Origin of the sequence: Chryseobacterium vietnamense (genome assembly GCF_031454475.1) — a bacterium.
GTDB lineage: Bacteria > Bacteroidota > Bacteroidia > Flavobacteriales > Weeksellaceae > Chryseobacterium > Chryseobacterium vietnamense.
In genome coordinates, this window is record NZ_JAVDQX010000001.1 from 217709 (window position 1) to 232653 (window position 14945).

The window sequence follows — 14945 nt, forward strand, 5'->3', positions numbered from 1 at the left end:
CTAAATTTGTGCGGTTAAAAGCAAAGTATTTTACAACATTAAGAGATTGAAAAATTCAATTGGATAAGAAGTTGGATGGCTAAACTTTTAATTTTTAAAGCTTTAAATCTTTTAATTCAAACTTATGGATACAGAAAATATTAAAATACAGATAAAGACATTCTTCGGATTGGAGCAGATTCTGGCAGAAGAAATCAAAAAATTGGGCGGAAGAAATGTTGAAATTAAAAACAGGGCAGTAAACTGTGAAGGAGATCTTGGTTTCCTTTATAAAATCAATTACTCTGCGAGAACAGCATTGAAAATTTTGGTTCCGATTCACGAGTTCAAGGCCTTTAACCAGCATCAATTTTATGACAGACTGTTTAAGTTTGAGTGGGAGAACTTCATGGATGTTGATCAGTCTTTCTCTATTGATTCAACGGTGAATTCCGAAACATTCAAACATTCTCAGTTTGTTACTTTAAAAATGAAGGATGCTATTGTAGATTATTTTCAGGAAAAATTCAAAAGACGTCCGAATGTAGAAACGAGAAATCCGGATATCAAATTCCACCTTCATATTGACAGAGAATTGGTAATGATTTCTATGGATTCTTCAGGAGATCCTTTGTTTAAAAGAGGATACAGAAGAGAGCAGGGCGAGGCTCCTATCAATGAAGTACTGGCAAGTGGAATGCTTCAGCTGGCAGGTTGGGACGGAAAAGGAAACTTCCTTGATCCGATGTGTGGTTCAGGAACATTATTGATTGAAGCAGCAATGATTGCGATGGATCTTCCGGCTCAGATTTTCAGAAAAAGATTCGGGTTCCAGAACTGGAATAACTATGATGCAGACCTATTTGCGAAAATTAAAGAGTTTAGAATCAACAGAGTCAGACAGTTTGATGGAAAGATTGTTGGGTACGATATTGATGCAAGAATGCTGAACGCTGCAAGAATGAATGTAGAGGCTGCAGAAATGGAAGATGTTATTGAGATTAAAAAACAGAATTTCTTTGATTCCAAAAAAGAACTTTTCCCATTATTAATGGTATTCAATCCACCATACGATGAGAGAATCTCCATCAATGATGATGATTTCTACAAGAAAATCGGAGATACCTTTAAAACGCATTATCCGAATACACTGGCCTGGCTGATCTCTTCCGATCTTGAAGCGGTGAAGAAAATAGGTTTGCGACCTTCGAGAAAAATCAAACTTTTCAATGGAAAGCTGGAAACGAGATTTTTACAATATGAAATGTATGAGGGAACGAAGAAAATCCATAAATTGGAAGATAAATAAAAACTCGGATACAGCCCTTTCAAGTCTGAAAGGGCTTCTTTATATCAATTATCTTTTAAATATTATTGTCTGTGATGTTTTTTTAGGTTATTTGTTATATTTTTATCACAAATTTTTAAAACTAATACATGAAAAAAATCTACGCAGTTATTGTCTCAGTTATACTGCATTCTCAAATTTTTTCACAAGTAATCACGGTTTCTACATTAGCGGGAAATGGGACGGAAGGATATGCGGACGGAAATGTAAATTCTGCAATGTTTAACCGTCCTGCCGGTGTTGCTGTAGACGATGTGGGGAATGTATATGTTGCTGATACGGGGAATTACCGGCTTAGGAAAATAACTCCATCAGGAAATGTATCTACTTTAGCTGGAGATGGTACGCAAGGTTTTGCAGACGGAAGTCCAAACATTGTTAAATTTAATGGTATTAATGATCTTATTGTTGATGCTTTTGGGAACATTTATGTATCAGATTTTTATAATAACAGAATCAGAAAAGTAAGTCCATCAGGAGATGTTTCTACTTTTGCCGGGAATGGTACTGCTGGTTTTGCTGATGGTGACAACGCAACAGCGCAATTCAAAAATCCTGCTGGGATAGCAATCGACAAAGAAGGAATTATATATGTTGCCGATCAAAATAATAACAGAATAAGACGAATAACAGGAGGCCAGGTTACAACAATTGCAGGTGATGGAGTGGCTGGATATATAGATGGCAATGCATTATCAAGCAGGTTTGATTATCCAACAGACATAGAAGTAGTGGGGCAGGATCTATATGTAGTAGATAATTGGAATAATAAAATACGCAAAATATCGTCAGGTCAGGTTTCTACTATTTCAGGAAGTAACTACGGATTTGCAGATGGAACATTGGCTAATGCTAAGTTTTATAATCCACTTAAATTGGTTTCAAATAAATCTGCTGATTTATTTATAACTGATACAATGAACAACAGAATTCGTAAAATTTCAGGAAATCAGGTTTCTACATTATCAGGAAGCATATTAGGATTTGAAGACGGGACTGCCGGTAATGCAAAATTTTATAATCCAAATGGAATAACTATTGACAATCAGGGGAATTTATATATTGCGGATGTAGGTAATCATAGAATTCGTAAAATAATGATGAATAATGTACTTTCTACTAAGGAATTGATGAAAAATAGAGAAATGCTAATTTATCCCAATCCTGCAAAAAATGAATTCAGCTTACAATCTCTTACCAATGAATGGTTACTATTGATGGATATTTCAGGTAAAAAAATTAAAAATATCAATTTGAAATCCGGTAAAACACAAAATGTGGACATATCTTCTTTGCCTAAGGGTGTTTATATTTTAACTGATGGAAAAGCGAAATCTGCGAAAATTATTAAAGAATAATAGAATATAATATGTCCTGGAATTTTTTAGATCTGTTTGATGTGGTTTTGGATGTATTTGGTATGTTGGGTTCTGGATCAAAATCATCACCTTCAAAACCTGAAAGAAAGGCTTTAAATCACAATGTAATATCTCAAAAGAAAGAGCTAAAAGATTCGGATATTCCACAGAAAAAATAACTGCAATAGAATTCAGTTAAATCGAAATAATAAAAACAGGTTGTACATATTAGTACAACCTATTTTGTTTTATTGTGCCAGTGAAGGAGCAAAGCCATACTGTTTTTTAAAGGCATGTGAAAAATGCGAGAGGTCTTCAAAACCTACTTCCAGAAAGACATCAGAAGGCTTTTTGTTTTTTTCGGATAAATGATAATAGGCCAGTTCCAGACGCTTTTGGGTAAGCCACCGCTGTGGAGTGGTTTGGAAGATCTTTCTGAAATCCCGGTTAAAAGTAGACAAACTTCTTCCTGTCAGATACCCGAACCGTTCCAGTGGCATATTGAACATATAATTTTTTTCCATAAAATTGATCAGATCAACTTTTCCCGGCTCATCAAAATCAGCGAGTATAGAATCTATATTCTGATCAATTTCTCTTAAAATACTAATGGCTTCAGTGATCTTTAAATGAGCAATGCTTTCAGGAAACGGACCTTCAATATCAAAATAAGGAATGAGAGAGGCCAGACAGCTGTTCAGAAGCGGATGACTGCTGAAACTGCGAATACTGTGTTTCCGATGCCCGTCTATCCTTTGATAGCCGATAGAACTGTAAAATGCTTTCAGACGTTCTGTGGTAAGATGCATCACTACTGCTTTGTGAGGAAGTCCATCCTTCGGATAATTAATGATGGTGGCAAGATGATTTCTCGGAATCAGAAAAATATCTCCTGCTTTGAACAGATAGGTTTTGTCTGCCTGGATAATTTTCGTTTCTCCTGATATAAACCAGACCAGCATATGATATTCAAAAACCGTTTCTGTTTTGAACAGCTTATCATCATAACTGGAAAGCTTGATATCCGGTGTGAGGTATTGTATCTGGAAATCCATTGTCAAAAGTTTTTCATTACAAATGTATTTAAAAAACAATTATTTGGTGTCAAAGGTAAATCCCAGCATCTCTTCACTCAGTTTCCATAATTGCTCTGCATTGTTTTTGTCAATGGAATAGGGCTGTACTCCGCGGATCGTAGCCGGTTCATCAAACCTGTGCTCAATTTGCCCTCTGTCGATTTCTGCAATATCGCAATTTTCACAATAAACTCCACCGATTTCGTTAAGCTGAGGGCTTACAGCGCACCAGATTGTAGTAGCAGCTCCTTGTTGAATGGTTTTTAAACGTGCTTCAACTTCCGGTTTGATATTTCCGTTTTCATCATGCGTTCCGAGCTGTTTAAAAAGCTCGATGGGTTCTTCTCTGCCCAGATCAGTGCCATAGACTGAACCTGGATGAAGGGAATATGCTCTGATATTGAACTCTTTTCCTTTTTCATCGAGTTCTACGGAAAATAAATTACAGGCCGTTTTGGATTGTCCATATCCGGAAAGGGTGTCATAATCTCTTTTTTCAAAATTGGGGTCTTCAAAATTAAACGGAGCCATCTGATGTCCATAAGAAGAAACACTGATAACCCTTGCTCCATTTGCTTTTTTCAGAGCTGTCCATAATTTTGAGGTAAGATGGAACTGTCCAAGGTAATTGGTTGCCAATTGAGATTCTATACCTCTGCTGTCCCTGCGGAGCGGTACCCACATAATGCCTGCATTATTAATGAGAATATCCAGACTTCTGCCTGACGATATAAATTTTTCTGCAAACGCGTCAATAGATGCCGGATCCATCAGATCCATTTTTTCGAGTTCAATATTTTCAATTCCTGAAAGATTTTTTCCTGCTTTTTCAATATCTCTCGCAGGAATGATGACATGGGCTCCTGCTGAAGCAAGGACTTTTGTAGTTTCAAGACCGATTCCTGCATAGCCGCCGGTGATAATGATTGTTTTTCCGGTAAGATCAATTCCCTTTATTACTTCCTGAGCTGTTGAGAAAGCATTAAAGCCTGATTGAATAGGTTGTTGTATTGCGCTGATAATAGGTTCCATTTTTTATTGTTTTAAATTTCTATAGCAAAATTAGGAGGGATTTTCTGTGTTTATTTTGTTTAAAATGTCAAATAACTTGGCTCAGAATTTCATTTGTAATCTCCATGAAGTAAAGCTGATAAAATTCTCTATCGTTAATTTATCTGAATAAGCTGTTAAACTGTTTGTAGGTTGTCCTGCGAATAAGTAATTTTGAAAAATTTTCAATTTGAAGCCTACTATTTCCATTGTCGTTGCCATTTACAACCGAAAAGACGAACTTTTTGAGCTGCTGACCTCCCTTACTCAACAGACAGATAAGGAGTTTGAGATGATTATTGTGGATGACGGTTCTTTAATCGATCTGAAACCTACTATTAAAAATTTTGATGGAATCCTGGATATTAAATATTTCAGAAAAGATAATTCAGGGCCTGGATTGACAAGAAATTATGGGGCAGCAAGAGCCGCTAACGAATGGCTGGTATTTGTAGACAGTGATGTCATTGTTGAAAAAGATTATATTGAACATATCAAAAACGATATTCTTACAATTCCTTGCGATGCATTTGGAGGAGCAGATAAAGCACATAAAGGATTTAATCTGATGCAGAAGGCTATTTCCTATTCCATGACTTCTGTTTTTACAACCGGAGGAATCAGAGGAAGTAAAAAAGCAGTTTCTAAGTTTCAACCCAGAAGTTTTAATATGGGCGTGAAAAAAGAAGTCTTTAAAAAAGTAGGCGGATTTTCAGAACTGAGAATAGGAGAGGATCCTGATCTTTCTATGACCCTTTGGGAAAATGGTTTTACTACTGCTTTTTTTGATGATATTGCCGTATACCATAAGCGCAGGGTTGATTTTGGAAAATTCTCCAAACAGGTCTATCAGTTTGGCTGTGCAAGACCGATTCTTAACCAGAGACACCCGAATTATGTAAAGATCTCCTTTGCTTTTCCTACTTTGTTTATGCTGGGATATGTGATGGGCTTTCTGGAGTATTTTATGATGGGTAGAGGAATAATCCTTGCCTTTTATGGATTGTATACTTTTTTGGTATTGTTTCACGCTTTATTGCTGACAAAAAATATCAGTATTGCCGGAATGGCGGTTATTTCCACCTATATTCAGATGTTTTCTTACGGATACGGATTCTTAAAATCCTGGATTTTGCTGAATGTTTTCAGAATGAAACCCGAAGATGCTTTTCCGCACCATTATTATAAAAAGTAATTTAAGTTTTGGCTAAAGCCGATCGAAAGAATTCTTTTTTGATAAATGGGCTAAAGCCCATTCCTATTGATTTTTTTGCTTGTAATTATACACAATCTTTGTCATTCCGCAGGAATCTAAGCGGCTGGAGTTATCAATTAAGAAAATAAAAAAAGGCTGTTTCAAAACGAAACAGCCTTTTTACAATAATAAATTTAGATGATAGAAATGTTTTCATGGTGGTTAAGAACTCCTACTTTCTGCATACATTCTTTCATTTTATGATAAGTCCTTTTGATATCGTGGTCAAGACCGATGGAGAATCTGATCAGCCCGTCGGAAATACCTATGGAAGCTCTTTCTTCTTCAGGAATTTCAGATGAGGTAGACTTTCCTGAGCATGAGAATAAAGTTTTATAGAACCCTAAACTCACCGCAAGATACCCCAGATTTTCTGTCTGCATCAGCTCCATCAGTTCGTTTGCTTTTTCTGTAGTTCCGGCATCAAGAGTAAGTAATCCTCCATATCCGTACTCTTCATGAATCATGCTTTTCATTAATTCATGATTTTTATGGGATGGTAAACCTGGATAAGATACTTTTAAGCCATCTTTTTCGAATCTTTCAGCCAGATACATAGCATTGTGGCTATGCTGTTTTATTCTGATATGCAATGTTCTCAGGTTCTTTAAGATACTTGAAGATCTTAAACTGTCCATAGTAGGTCCGAGAAGCATACATGCTCCGGAATTTACATTTTTGGTGTCATCAATAAAGGCCTGTGTGGCACAATATACACCTCCTACCGTATCACTGCTTCCGTTGATGAACTTTGTTAAACTGTGAATCACCACATCAGCCCCGAATAATGTTGGAGAGATGGAAAGAGGGGAGAAGGTATTGTCTACAATCAGTTTCAGGTTGTGTTTTTTACAGATTTCAGAAAGCTTTCTAAGGTCTGCTACTTCAAGAAGCGGGTTGCTTACACTTTCACAGTAGATTACTTTAGTATTGGGAGTAATAGCATTTTCTATAGACTCAAAATTGTTGATATCAACAAAGCTGGCCGCTACATTAAACTGAGGCATGAAGTTTTTAAGAAAGGCATACGTACCTCCGTAAATGGTTCTGCTCGAAATAATATGGTCTCCACTTTTGCACACCTGCATCAAAACAGAAGTAATAGCTCCCATTCCGGATGCTGTAACGTTGGCAGATTCTGTGTTTTCCATCTTGGCAAGAGCCTGGGCCAGATAAAGATTCATTGGTGATGAATGTCTGGAATACAGGTAGCATCCTTCTGCATTTCCTTCGAAAGTATCAAACATCGTCTTTGCAGAAAGGAATGTATAGGTAGAGCTATCTGAGATAGAAGGATTCACTCCTCCGAATTCACCAAAATACTGAAGATCCTGGATCTCATTGGCTGCGTTAAAGTTTTCCATAAATATTGTTTTTATTTTATCGTTCCAATTTGCATTAATTTCCTAATAATTACAATATAAATTTGAATTTATAGAATATAAAACTGTAAAATATTATTTATTTAGAAAAATTATTTAGTATCTTCGATATTATTAAATTTTTACCAAAAAAATATCTATGGAACTTGACGAAACTGATAAGAAACTTTTATTTTTTTTACAGGAAGATTGTAAACAAACCACCAAAGAGCTGTCCGGTAAGCTTGGATTGTCTGTTACAGCAATTTATGAGCGTGTAAAAAAGCTTGAAAATGCAGGTGTTATTTCAAAATATGTAGCCTTACTGGACAAGAGTAAAGTTAAGAAAAATTTTATCGTTTTGTGTCATGTGAAACTAAGCCAGCATAAAAAGGAATTTGTCCTTCAATTTGAAAAAGAAGTGATGGATCTTCAGGAAGTTACGGAGTGTTTTCATGTAAGTGGAGATTATGATTATATCCTTAAAATAGGAGTGAAAGACATTGAAGATTACCGTAGTTTTATGCTGACAAAACTTACAACGCTTCAGCATATCGCCAGTACCCACAGCTCTTTTATGATTTCCGAAGTAAAAAATACTACGGCGATTGTGTTGTAGCTTATCACAGCCATTTGATCTAAACTGAATGGAAGATTTAGGGTTGTGAATCTCCTTTGGTCATTTTGTCGATAAAATAATGAAGCCTTTTAATCTCGGTTCTGCCTCTGTTTTTGTCATTCAAAAAGCAGGTTGTTACGATTACTATTTTTAAATCAGGAATGATGCAGATAAGCTGGCCACCATAACCGGTGGCTACATACGCCTGATGTCCGTTGGTCTTTCTTCGCCACCAGTAATAGCCGTATCCGTTGGCATCCGGCATGACATCCCAGGAATTCAGTTTTGCATGTTCCGAAGTAGATTCCTGAATCCATTTTGAGGAAACAATCTGTCTGCCGCTAAGCTTTCCATTGTTCAGAACCATCAAACCAAACTTAAGCATGTCTTCAGGTTTCATAAACATCTCTGAACCTGCAATATTCCTGTTCATGGAGTCTGTATCCCATCGGGGAGTATTCATCTTTAATGGTCTGAAAAGATTCTCTGTGGCAAACTGTTTCAGGTTGGTCTTCACTATTTTTGCCAATGCGGCACCAAAAAGATGAGTTTCACCGCTGTTATAATTGAATACAGTTCCTGGATATTCTTCAAAAGGAAGATCCAGTACAAATTTTACCGGATCACTGGAAAAAGACATGGCTGTTGAAATTTTCGAATTTTCAACCCAGTCAAAACCACCCTGCATAGTCAGCAGATTTTTCAACGTTAATGTATTTCTGATAGAGTCATGGGCTACTTTTCCTTCAATATTGGAAATATTTTTGAAACTGCTTCTTGAGACATTATATTCCGGAAGAATTTTTAAAACCGGAGTATTGAGATTGGGAAGTATATTTTTATCCTGTGCAATGCCTGCCAGAACAGAGACGATACTTTTGGTTACCGATTTTATACTGAAGATGGTCTCTTTGTTGGCTCCGTGGAAATACTCCTCATAAACTACCTTGTTGTTTTGTGAAACAATAAAAGATCCCAAAGAAGGAATACTGTCGTTAATTTCTTTGGTGAATTGGTCTGTAAACTCTTTAGGTAATTCTTTATTAAAGGCCGCCTGCGACTTTACTTTAGAGTAGAATAAGGTAAAACATAACACAGTTATAACCTGCAGGGGTTGCTTGAATTTCATTGTTTAAAAAAAGGGATAAATTATTAGCTGATGAAAAAAGGAAAAGCTCAATCGATTCTGATGAATCAACATATCTTATGCTTTCAATGCCTCTAAATTATGAAAAACAATGAAGTTTTAAGTATATTTTACTTCATATTTTTATCGCAAATCTGAAATTTTGTTTTTAACGAAGTAATCCTCAAAAATTACACTAATACTCCGTTTTTGGAAGCAATAGGATCAGGAAGATCTGTTTCTCCACTCATTTGAAGAAGATCTATTTCAATTGTTCTGCATATAGAAAGCATAGGAACGTCAAACATTAATCCCGCAAAAGGATTCTCAGAATAATCACCCACCAGCTCCATAATAATGTAAATCCATCCGATAATGATACAAAATGGAATAGAGGTCCAGATTCCCCAATCACCAAGTTTTGCAAACTCATTTACTAATCCTAGCGGAAGAAGCATGATAAAAAGAATATTGAAAACAAAGGCTGTGCTGGCAAACTGTCTTGGAGAAGGAAATTTTTTGATTCTTTCTGCCTGCCCCTGGAAATTGTAGAATTCATTGAGGCTGTTTTGAAGCTGAGTCTGATTGAACTCCGTAATGGCATTCATGTTTTTCAGCTCATTGATGTCTTTTGCTTGCTGAGCAACCAGATACGTAGCAAAGTTTTTATAATCATTTTTAAGCTCATACTCTTCTTCTGACAGATATTTGTGCAGGAAAATAGGAGCTCTTCCATAATCAGGGAAACCCGCTTTAATTAATCTGTTTCTTCTCAGGTTGATATTCCCGAATTTATTATTTTCTGTACTGATGTGTTCCCATTCTGTAGGCACCAAAAGCTGTTCACGGAAAGTATATAACCATGCAATATGACGGTAAACGATTCTTCTTTTGCGGTCTTCAAGATCAAAAACACCAATTTCTTCATTTTTGGTATCGAAAGCATACACCATAGAAGCAAACGAACGGCTTGAATTCACTATTCCTCCCCAGATTTTTCTGGCTTCCCAAAGTCTGTCATAAGCCTGGTTGTTTTTAAAACCCACAAGGAATGCTTCTGCTGTACCAATCAATGCCACAGGAACCCAAGGAATTGTCATCCACTGCCAATTGAAAAAATAGAACAGGACAGCGATCAGGGTACACCAGATTGAAATCAGTATAAGATGAAAACCTGATAAATTGAGAACCTGCTTATAATTGACGTATTTTGTTGTGATCATAAAGATGGATGTGTTTTGCGTGTATAGACAAAATAAATACCAAACTGGGATTACTTGTGTTTCATAATACCTCTCAGATAATGGATAATTGTGTTTTGTTGTTTTGTAATGGGTTAGAATTGAGATTGATAATCTTAAATAAAAGTAGTGAAAAAAATGCATAAAAAAACCTCTAAAAATTTTTAGAGGTTTTAATTTTATATAAAATTAATATTTCAGCATTTCTTCAATCTTATTGCTTAGTTTTTCAGCATTCGGAAGCATTTCTTTTTCCAGAATCAGATTGATTGGAACGGCAGGTACATCCAGTGATCCCATCGTTTCTACCGGTGCATCAAGATACTTGAAGCAGTTTTTGGAAATACGGTGTGCAAAAGCTTCTGCAAAAGAATTGTTAAGTTGCTCTTCAGTGAGAACGATACATTTTCCATGGGCTTTCACTCTTTCAAAAACTAATTCTTCATCCAGAGGAATTAATGTTCTTAAGTCAATCACTTCAACTCTTCCGTTGAAATTCTTAGCTGCTTCTTTAGCCCAGTAAACTCCCATTCCATAGGTAACCACGAGTAAAGTTCTGCCTTTTTCGGTTTCTTCTTTATCTGCTTCAATAATTACTTTACCTTTTCCAAACGGAAGAACATAATCTTCAGCTGGCTCTATCGTCTTAGCATCTTCAGTTCCCGGAACTTTACTCCAGTATAATCCTTTATGTTCAAGCATTACCACCGGGTTCGGATCGTAATAAGCTGCTTTTAATAACCCTTTAAAGTCTGCAGCATTACTTGGGTATGCTATTTTAATTCCTTTGATATTGGCTAAAATACTTTCAACACTTCCACTGTGATAAGGACCGCCGCCGCCGTATGCACCGATAGGAACACGGATAATATTACTTACAGGGAATTTTCCGCCACTCAAATAGTTGGATTTTGAAATCTCGGTGATTAGCTGGTTGATACCAGGGTAAATATAATCTGCAAACTGAACCTCAACAATTGGTTTTAGTCCAACAGCACTCATTCCCGCTGTGGATCCAATGATGTAGGCCTCCTGAATTGCCGTATTGAAAACTCTTTTACTTCCGAATTTTTTTCCTAAAGTCACCGTTTCACGGAACACCCCACCAATTCTTTCTCCTACATCCTGTCCGTAAAGAAGAGCTTCCGGATGTTTCCACATCAATTCCTGTATCGCGTGGATGGCAGCATCTACCATTACAATTTTTTCTCCGTTGGCAGGTTCACGTGTTCCTGTTTCCTCCGTGATAGGAGTAGGAGCAAAAACGTGCTGCATTACAGTTTCAGGTTTTGGGTCTTCTGCATTTTTAGCTTTTTCGAAAGCTTCTTCTGCTTCAAGACGCGCTTTTTTGGTAATTTGTTTTAAAAGATCTTCGTCAACACCAGTTTCCAGTAAGTGTTTTCTAAGTATTTCTCCCGGATCTTTAGCTCTATGTTTTGTTAGATCTTCTTCGTCTCTATAGAATTCTCTTCTTACTCCGGAAGTGTGATGTCCGATCAATACTGTCTTTGCACAGACAACCAAAGGTTTTCTTTCTGTTCTTACAAAGTCTACAGCTTTTTTCATGGCCTCAAAACTTTCCACAAAATCAGTTCCGTCTACTCTCATTCTGCTCAATCCGGTAAATCCGGCTACAAAATCATAAGCGTCACATGTTCTTGCTTCGTCTTTAGTTACAGAAATTCCCCATTCATTATCCTGAACCAGGAAGATGATAGGAAGCTGGTGTAAAGCGGCAAATTGCAAAGCTTCACTCACTTCTCCTTCTGTAACGGAATTATCTCCAAGACTACAAACCACAACAGGATTGTTTTCAAAATTCTGAAGGTTAAAATCCTGAATATATTTGATTCCCTGTGCAACACCTGTCGTAGGAATAGTCTGCATTCCTGTGGCTGAACTCTGGTGAACAATTTTAGGTTTATTTTCATCCTTGCTCGAAGGGTGTGAGTAATAAGATCTTCCTCCCGAAAAAGGATCATCAGCTTTTGCCAGTAATTGAAGCATTAATTGGTAAGGTTCAAAACCAATTCCTAAAAGAATACTTTCGTCTCTGTAATAAGGAGAAACCCAGTCTTCTTTCTTTAACTGATAAGCTGTTGCAAGCTGAATAGCTTCATGACCTCTAGAAGTGCTGTGAACGTATTTGCATACATTTCTGTTTTCTTCGTAAATGTCAGCCATCGCCTTAGCCAGCATCATATGATTATACGCTTTGAGTAATATATCCTGAGAAACTTTTTCGTGAAGTGCATTTTCCATAGGAAGCAAATATACATAAAAAAACAAAATACTAACAACTGTTAGTATTTTGTGAAAAATCTTTGTTTATAAAGGTTATTCCTTGATCACTTTTTTAGAAATAACATCTTTGTCTGTTTTTACTTCAATGATATAAATTCCTTTTGTGTAAGCGGATAAATCTACTGCTTCTTTATCATTGTTAATGATACCTGTTTGTAGTTTTTTACCTGAAAGATCATAAACATTAAAAGTCGACTTTTTAGGAGCTTTTAATATATTGGTAAAGTCTTTTACGACAGTTGGAGCAACTGTTACCGCGTCCATTGCAAATCCGGTTTCTTTAGCTCCTAATACTTCAGTAAATCCTGTTACAATCACGGAGTAGTTTTGAGGAGAAGTTACACTTGGAGAAGCATTATTTTTTAATGTTCCTTTATGAGAAATTTCAATTCTATAAACAGCTCCTGGTGTAGGATTGTCAATAACTACCTGTTCTACGTTGTCTACGGTGTTATCTCCTTTTGTTGCAGGAGTCATAGGGTTGTTTGCATCCAGTTTCCAGGGAAGGTAAGTTGTATTGTTTGCTGTATTGATAATCTTTACATCTAAATCATTAATTAATCTTGAAGTTCTGTTGTTGTATAAATTATCCCATTGATTCGTAATATTGGTATATTCCGGATCAATCCAGGATATTGTTACTTTTAAAGGTTCAGTTCCTGATGCTTTAACTGTTTTTGTGTTAACTGCACCATTGTTTAATGTTTCATCATTAAATATGATGGTGTTGTTGGATTTTCCTACAAGAAGTTCAGCTCCTTTTTTTGCATTGATGTATCCCCAGCCGTACCATGGATCTGGGCCTATCTGACCAGCTTCAAGCGCTGAATGTACCATTAGAGTTTTTGACGCAGAAGCAACAAGCTGAGCATTGTTGAATAAAGATTTATAAATCTGCATCCAAAGCCCAATAATTCCCGCTACCTGAGGAGCTGCCATTGAGGTTCCGCTATTAATTTGCCAGGTTATACTTCCTGTTGTATTTTCTGCTGTAGATGCCATCCAGACATCGGTACCCGGGGCAGAAATATCTGGTTTAATACCACCATCATCTCTGGGGCCTGCGCTGCTGTAATCAGACTTTAAAACATCTGTAGCTGCAGTATATCTGCTGTTATTTGTTGTAATAGGATCTGTTGCACCTACTACAATAATGTTTTTAGCTAATGAGCTATACCCTATACAGTCATACCCTTGTGCACAGTTAGCAGGTGGTTCTGTACCTGTTGCATAGGTTGAATATCCTGATCCGTTATAATAATAAGCTGTTGTAGTGCTCCCTGAATATCCTGGTCCGAATCCGAAATAATTTCCGGCAGATTTCACGATAGTATAAGTTGGGTTATTATACACGATAGCATCATATGCACGGTCATTGGTGTAATAGGTTCCCATTAAATCGTAATTAGTTCCGGAAATATAATTTCCTCCCCAATACCATCCGTTGGCAGGATATCCGTTGGCTGTGGTTTTATAATCCCAGGCAGCGTTGATACCATAAGAGTGATTGGATATTTTAGGTTGAGCTAACAAGATTTTATCAAATACAGTACTTGTAGTTGAGTTGCCCGGCAGTGTTGTTGTTGCAAATCTGTAAGAATCCATTGTAGAATTTAATGCGATTCCCATTGCATTTCCTGTGATTGTTACTCCATTGCTGGTAGCTGACAAAGGCGAGGATTTCGCACCAATAATACTTGCTACCCCTGTAGAATGGGCGCTGTAAGCATTCGTTGCTGCTTCTTTATTGGAAATTCTGCCTGCAGCATTATTAAATGCGGTATGAGCTTCATAAATTCTGCCTCCATCAAAAATTGCATATACAATACCTTCACCTTTAAATGATCCGGATAGTCCATTAACGCCTCCCGCAGTTGTTAAGGCATCAACATTGTTATTTAAAATCTGAGTTTGATCTTCTGACTGATAAAAGTTCGGAACATTTCCACTAAACCCTGCCAGATTTTCTCTCATTTCCTGAATTATTTTTTGAGTTTCAGGATTTCTATCACTACCAAATCTTCTAGAAACATAAGAGTCAAACTTTTCGTTATTCTCTTTGTTTTGCCTTTCAAATTCTCTCTTTAAACCATCGTTGTTTTGTGCACTTACTAAAGCTATTGCTAATGTGCTGATGAGAAGTAGATGTTTCTTCATTTTAGTTGTTGAAATATTAAAATTGTAATTCTTCAAATATATGGTAAATATTTAGTAATTAATAGTTTTAG

Annotated in this window: 12 protein-coding genes; 5 read left to right on the top strand and 7 right to left on the bottom strand. The window is 36.5% G+C overall.

Going from position 1 to position 14945, the window contains the following annotated elements:
* Nucleotides 1-124: 124 nt before the first annotated feature.
* From J2786_RS00975 to J2786_RS00985, 3 genes are all read left to right on the top strand, one after another.
* A complete protein-coding gene (locus tag J2786_RS00975; protein ID WP_047432479.1) occupies nucleotides 125-1288 on the top strand; it encodes a THUMP domain-containing class I SAM-dependent RNA methyltransferase in 1164 nt (387 codons plus the stop codon).
* Between the two features lie 128 nt (nucleotides 1289-1416).
* Entirely contained in the window at nucleotides 1417-2685 is a 1269-nt protein-coding gene (locus tag J2786_RS00980; RefSeq protein WP_052187008.1) for an NHL domain-containing protein, read from the top strand.
* Nucleotides 2686-2696: 11 nt separating this feature from the next.
* Nucleotides 2697-2864: a hypothetical protein gene (locus J2786_RS00985; protein WP_156121464.1), complete on the top strand. Its 168-nt coding sequence runs from the start codon at nucleotides 2697-2699 to the stop codon at nucleotides 2862-2864.
* Nucleotides 2865-2933: 69 nt separating this feature from the next.
* Here J2786_RS00985 and J2786_RS00990 read toward each other — a convergent pair whose 3' ends face one another.
* Nucleotides 2934-3740, bottom strand: a complete 807-nt coding sequence (locus tag J2786_RS00990; protein WP_047432475.1) for a helix-turn-helix domain-containing protein — start codon at nucleotides 3738-3740, stop codon at nucleotides 2934-2936.
* A gap of 39 nt (nucleotides 3741-3779) precedes the next feature.
* Nucleotides 3780-4793, bottom strand: a complete 1014-nt coding sequence (locus J2786_RS00995) for an SDR family NAD(P)-dependent oxidoreductase (RefSeq protein ID WP_310023640.1) — start codon at nucleotides 4791-4793, stop codon at nucleotides 3780-3782.
* Nucleotides 4794-5001: 208 nt separating this feature from the next.
* Between J2786_RS00995 and J2786_RS01000 the strand changes: the two genes are divergently transcribed.
* Nucleotides 5002-6006 carry a glycosyltransferase family 2 protein gene (locus J2786_RS01000; RefSeq protein ID WP_047432473.1) on the top strand — a complete coding sequence of 335 codons (1005 nt, stop codon included), beginning with the start codon at nucleotides 5002-5004 and terminating at the stop codon, nucleotides 6004-6006.
* A gap of 194 nt (nucleotides 6007-6200) precedes the next feature.
* On the opposite strand, the gene J2786_RS01005 is transcribed toward J2786_RS01000, so the two are convergent.
* A complete protein-coding gene (locus tag J2786_RS01005) occupies nucleotides 6201-7430 on the bottom strand; it encodes an aminotransferase class I/II-fold pyridoxal phosphate-dependent enzyme (RefSeq protein WP_047432470.1) in 1230 nt (409 codons plus the stop codon).
* A 157-nt stretch (nucleotides 7431-7587) separates the two neighbouring features.
* Here J2786_RS01005 and J2786_RS01010 point away from each other — a divergent pair, with 157 nt between their 5' ends.
* Entirely contained in the window at nucleotides 7588-8046 is a 459-nt protein-coding gene (locus J2786_RS01010; RefSeq protein ID WP_047432467.1) for an Lrp/AsnC family transcriptional regulator, read from the top strand.
* Nucleotides 8047-8083: 37 nt separating this feature from the next.
* On the opposite strand, the gene J2786_RS01015 is transcribed toward J2786_RS01010, so the two are convergent.
* The 4 genes from J2786_RS01015 to J2786_RS01030 all read right to left on the bottom strand — a co-directional run bounded on the left by J2786_RS01015 (nucleotide 8084) and on the right by J2786_RS01030 (nucleotide 14874).
* Nucleotides 8084-9175 (bottom strand): serine hydrolase domain-containing protein, encoded by a 1092-nt coding sequence (locus J2786_RS01015; protein WP_047432464.1) that lies wholly within the window; start codon nucleotides 9173-9175, stop codon nucleotides 8084-8086.
* A gap of 188 nt (nucleotides 9176-9363) precedes the next feature.
* Nucleotides 9364-10395, bottom strand: a complete 1032-nt coding sequence (locus J2786_RS01020; protein ID WP_047432461.1) for a bestrophin family protein — start codon at nucleotides 10393-10395, stop codon at nucleotides 9364-9366.
* A gap of 207 nt (nucleotides 10396-10602) precedes the next feature.
* Complete coding sequence (locus J2786_RS01025) at nucleotides 10603-12675, bottom strand: alpha-ketoacid dehydrogenase subunit alpha/beta (protein WP_047432458.1); 2073 nt, start codon at nucleotides 12673-12675, stop codon at nucleotides 10603-10605.
* Between the two features lie 75 nt (nucleotides 12676-12750).
* Nucleotides 12751-14874, bottom strand: coding sequence for a S8 family peptidase (locus J2786_RS01030; RefSeq protein ID WP_047432454.1), 2124 nt, complete (start codon nucleotides 14872-14874; stop codon nucleotides 12751-12753).
* Nucleotides 14875-14945 lie beyond the last annotated feature (71 nt).

What these genes read in the sequence shown, in the direction of transcription:
- J2786_RS00975 (WP_047432479.1), top strand. Translation starts at nt 125, where the DNA reads ATGGATACAGAAAATATTAAAATACAGATAAAGACATTCTTCGGATTG.
- J2786_RS00995 (WP_310023640.1), bottom strand. Translation starts at nt 4,793, where the DNA reads ATGGAACCTATTATCAGCGCAATACAACAACCTATTCAATCAGGCTTT.
- J2786_RS01025 (WP_047432458.1), bottom strand. Translation starts at nt 12,675, where the DNA reads ATGGAAAATGCACTTCACGAAAAAGTTTCTCAGGATATATTACTCAAA.
- J2786_RS01015 (WP_047432464.1), bottom strand. Translation starts at nt 9,175, where the DNA reads ATGAAATTCAAGCAACCCCTGCAGGTTATAACTGTGTTATGTTTTACC.
- J2786_RS00990 (WP_047432475.1), bottom strand. Translation starts at nt 3,740, where the DNA reads ATGGATTTCCAGATACAATACCTCACACCGGATATCAAGCTTTCCAGT.
- J2786_RS00985 (WP_156121464.1), top strand. Translation starts at nt 2,697, where the DNA reads ATGTCCTGGAATTTTTTAGATCTGTTTGATGTGGTTTTGGATGTATTT.
- J2786_RS01030 (WP_047432454.1), bottom strand. Translation starts at nt 14,874, where the DNA reads ATGAAGAAACATCTACTTCTCATCAGCACATTAGCAATAGCTTTAGTA.
- J2786_RS01010 (WP_047432467.1), top strand. Translation starts at nt 7,588, where the DNA reads ATGGAACTTGACGAAACTGATAAGAAACTTTTATTTTTTTTACAGGAA.
- J2786_RS00980 (WP_052187008.1), top strand. Translation starts at nt 1,417, where the DNA reads ATGAAAAAAATCTACGCAGTTATTGTCTCAGTTATACTGCATTCTCAA.
- J2786_RS01020 (WP_047432461.1), bottom strand. Translation starts at nt 10,395, where the DNA reads ATGATCACAACAAAATACGTCAATTATAAGCAGGTTCTCAATTTATCA.
- J2786_RS01005 (WP_047432470.1), bottom strand. Translation starts at nt 7,430, where the DNA reads ATGGAAAACTTTAACGCAGCCAATGAGATCCAGGATCTTCAGTATTTT.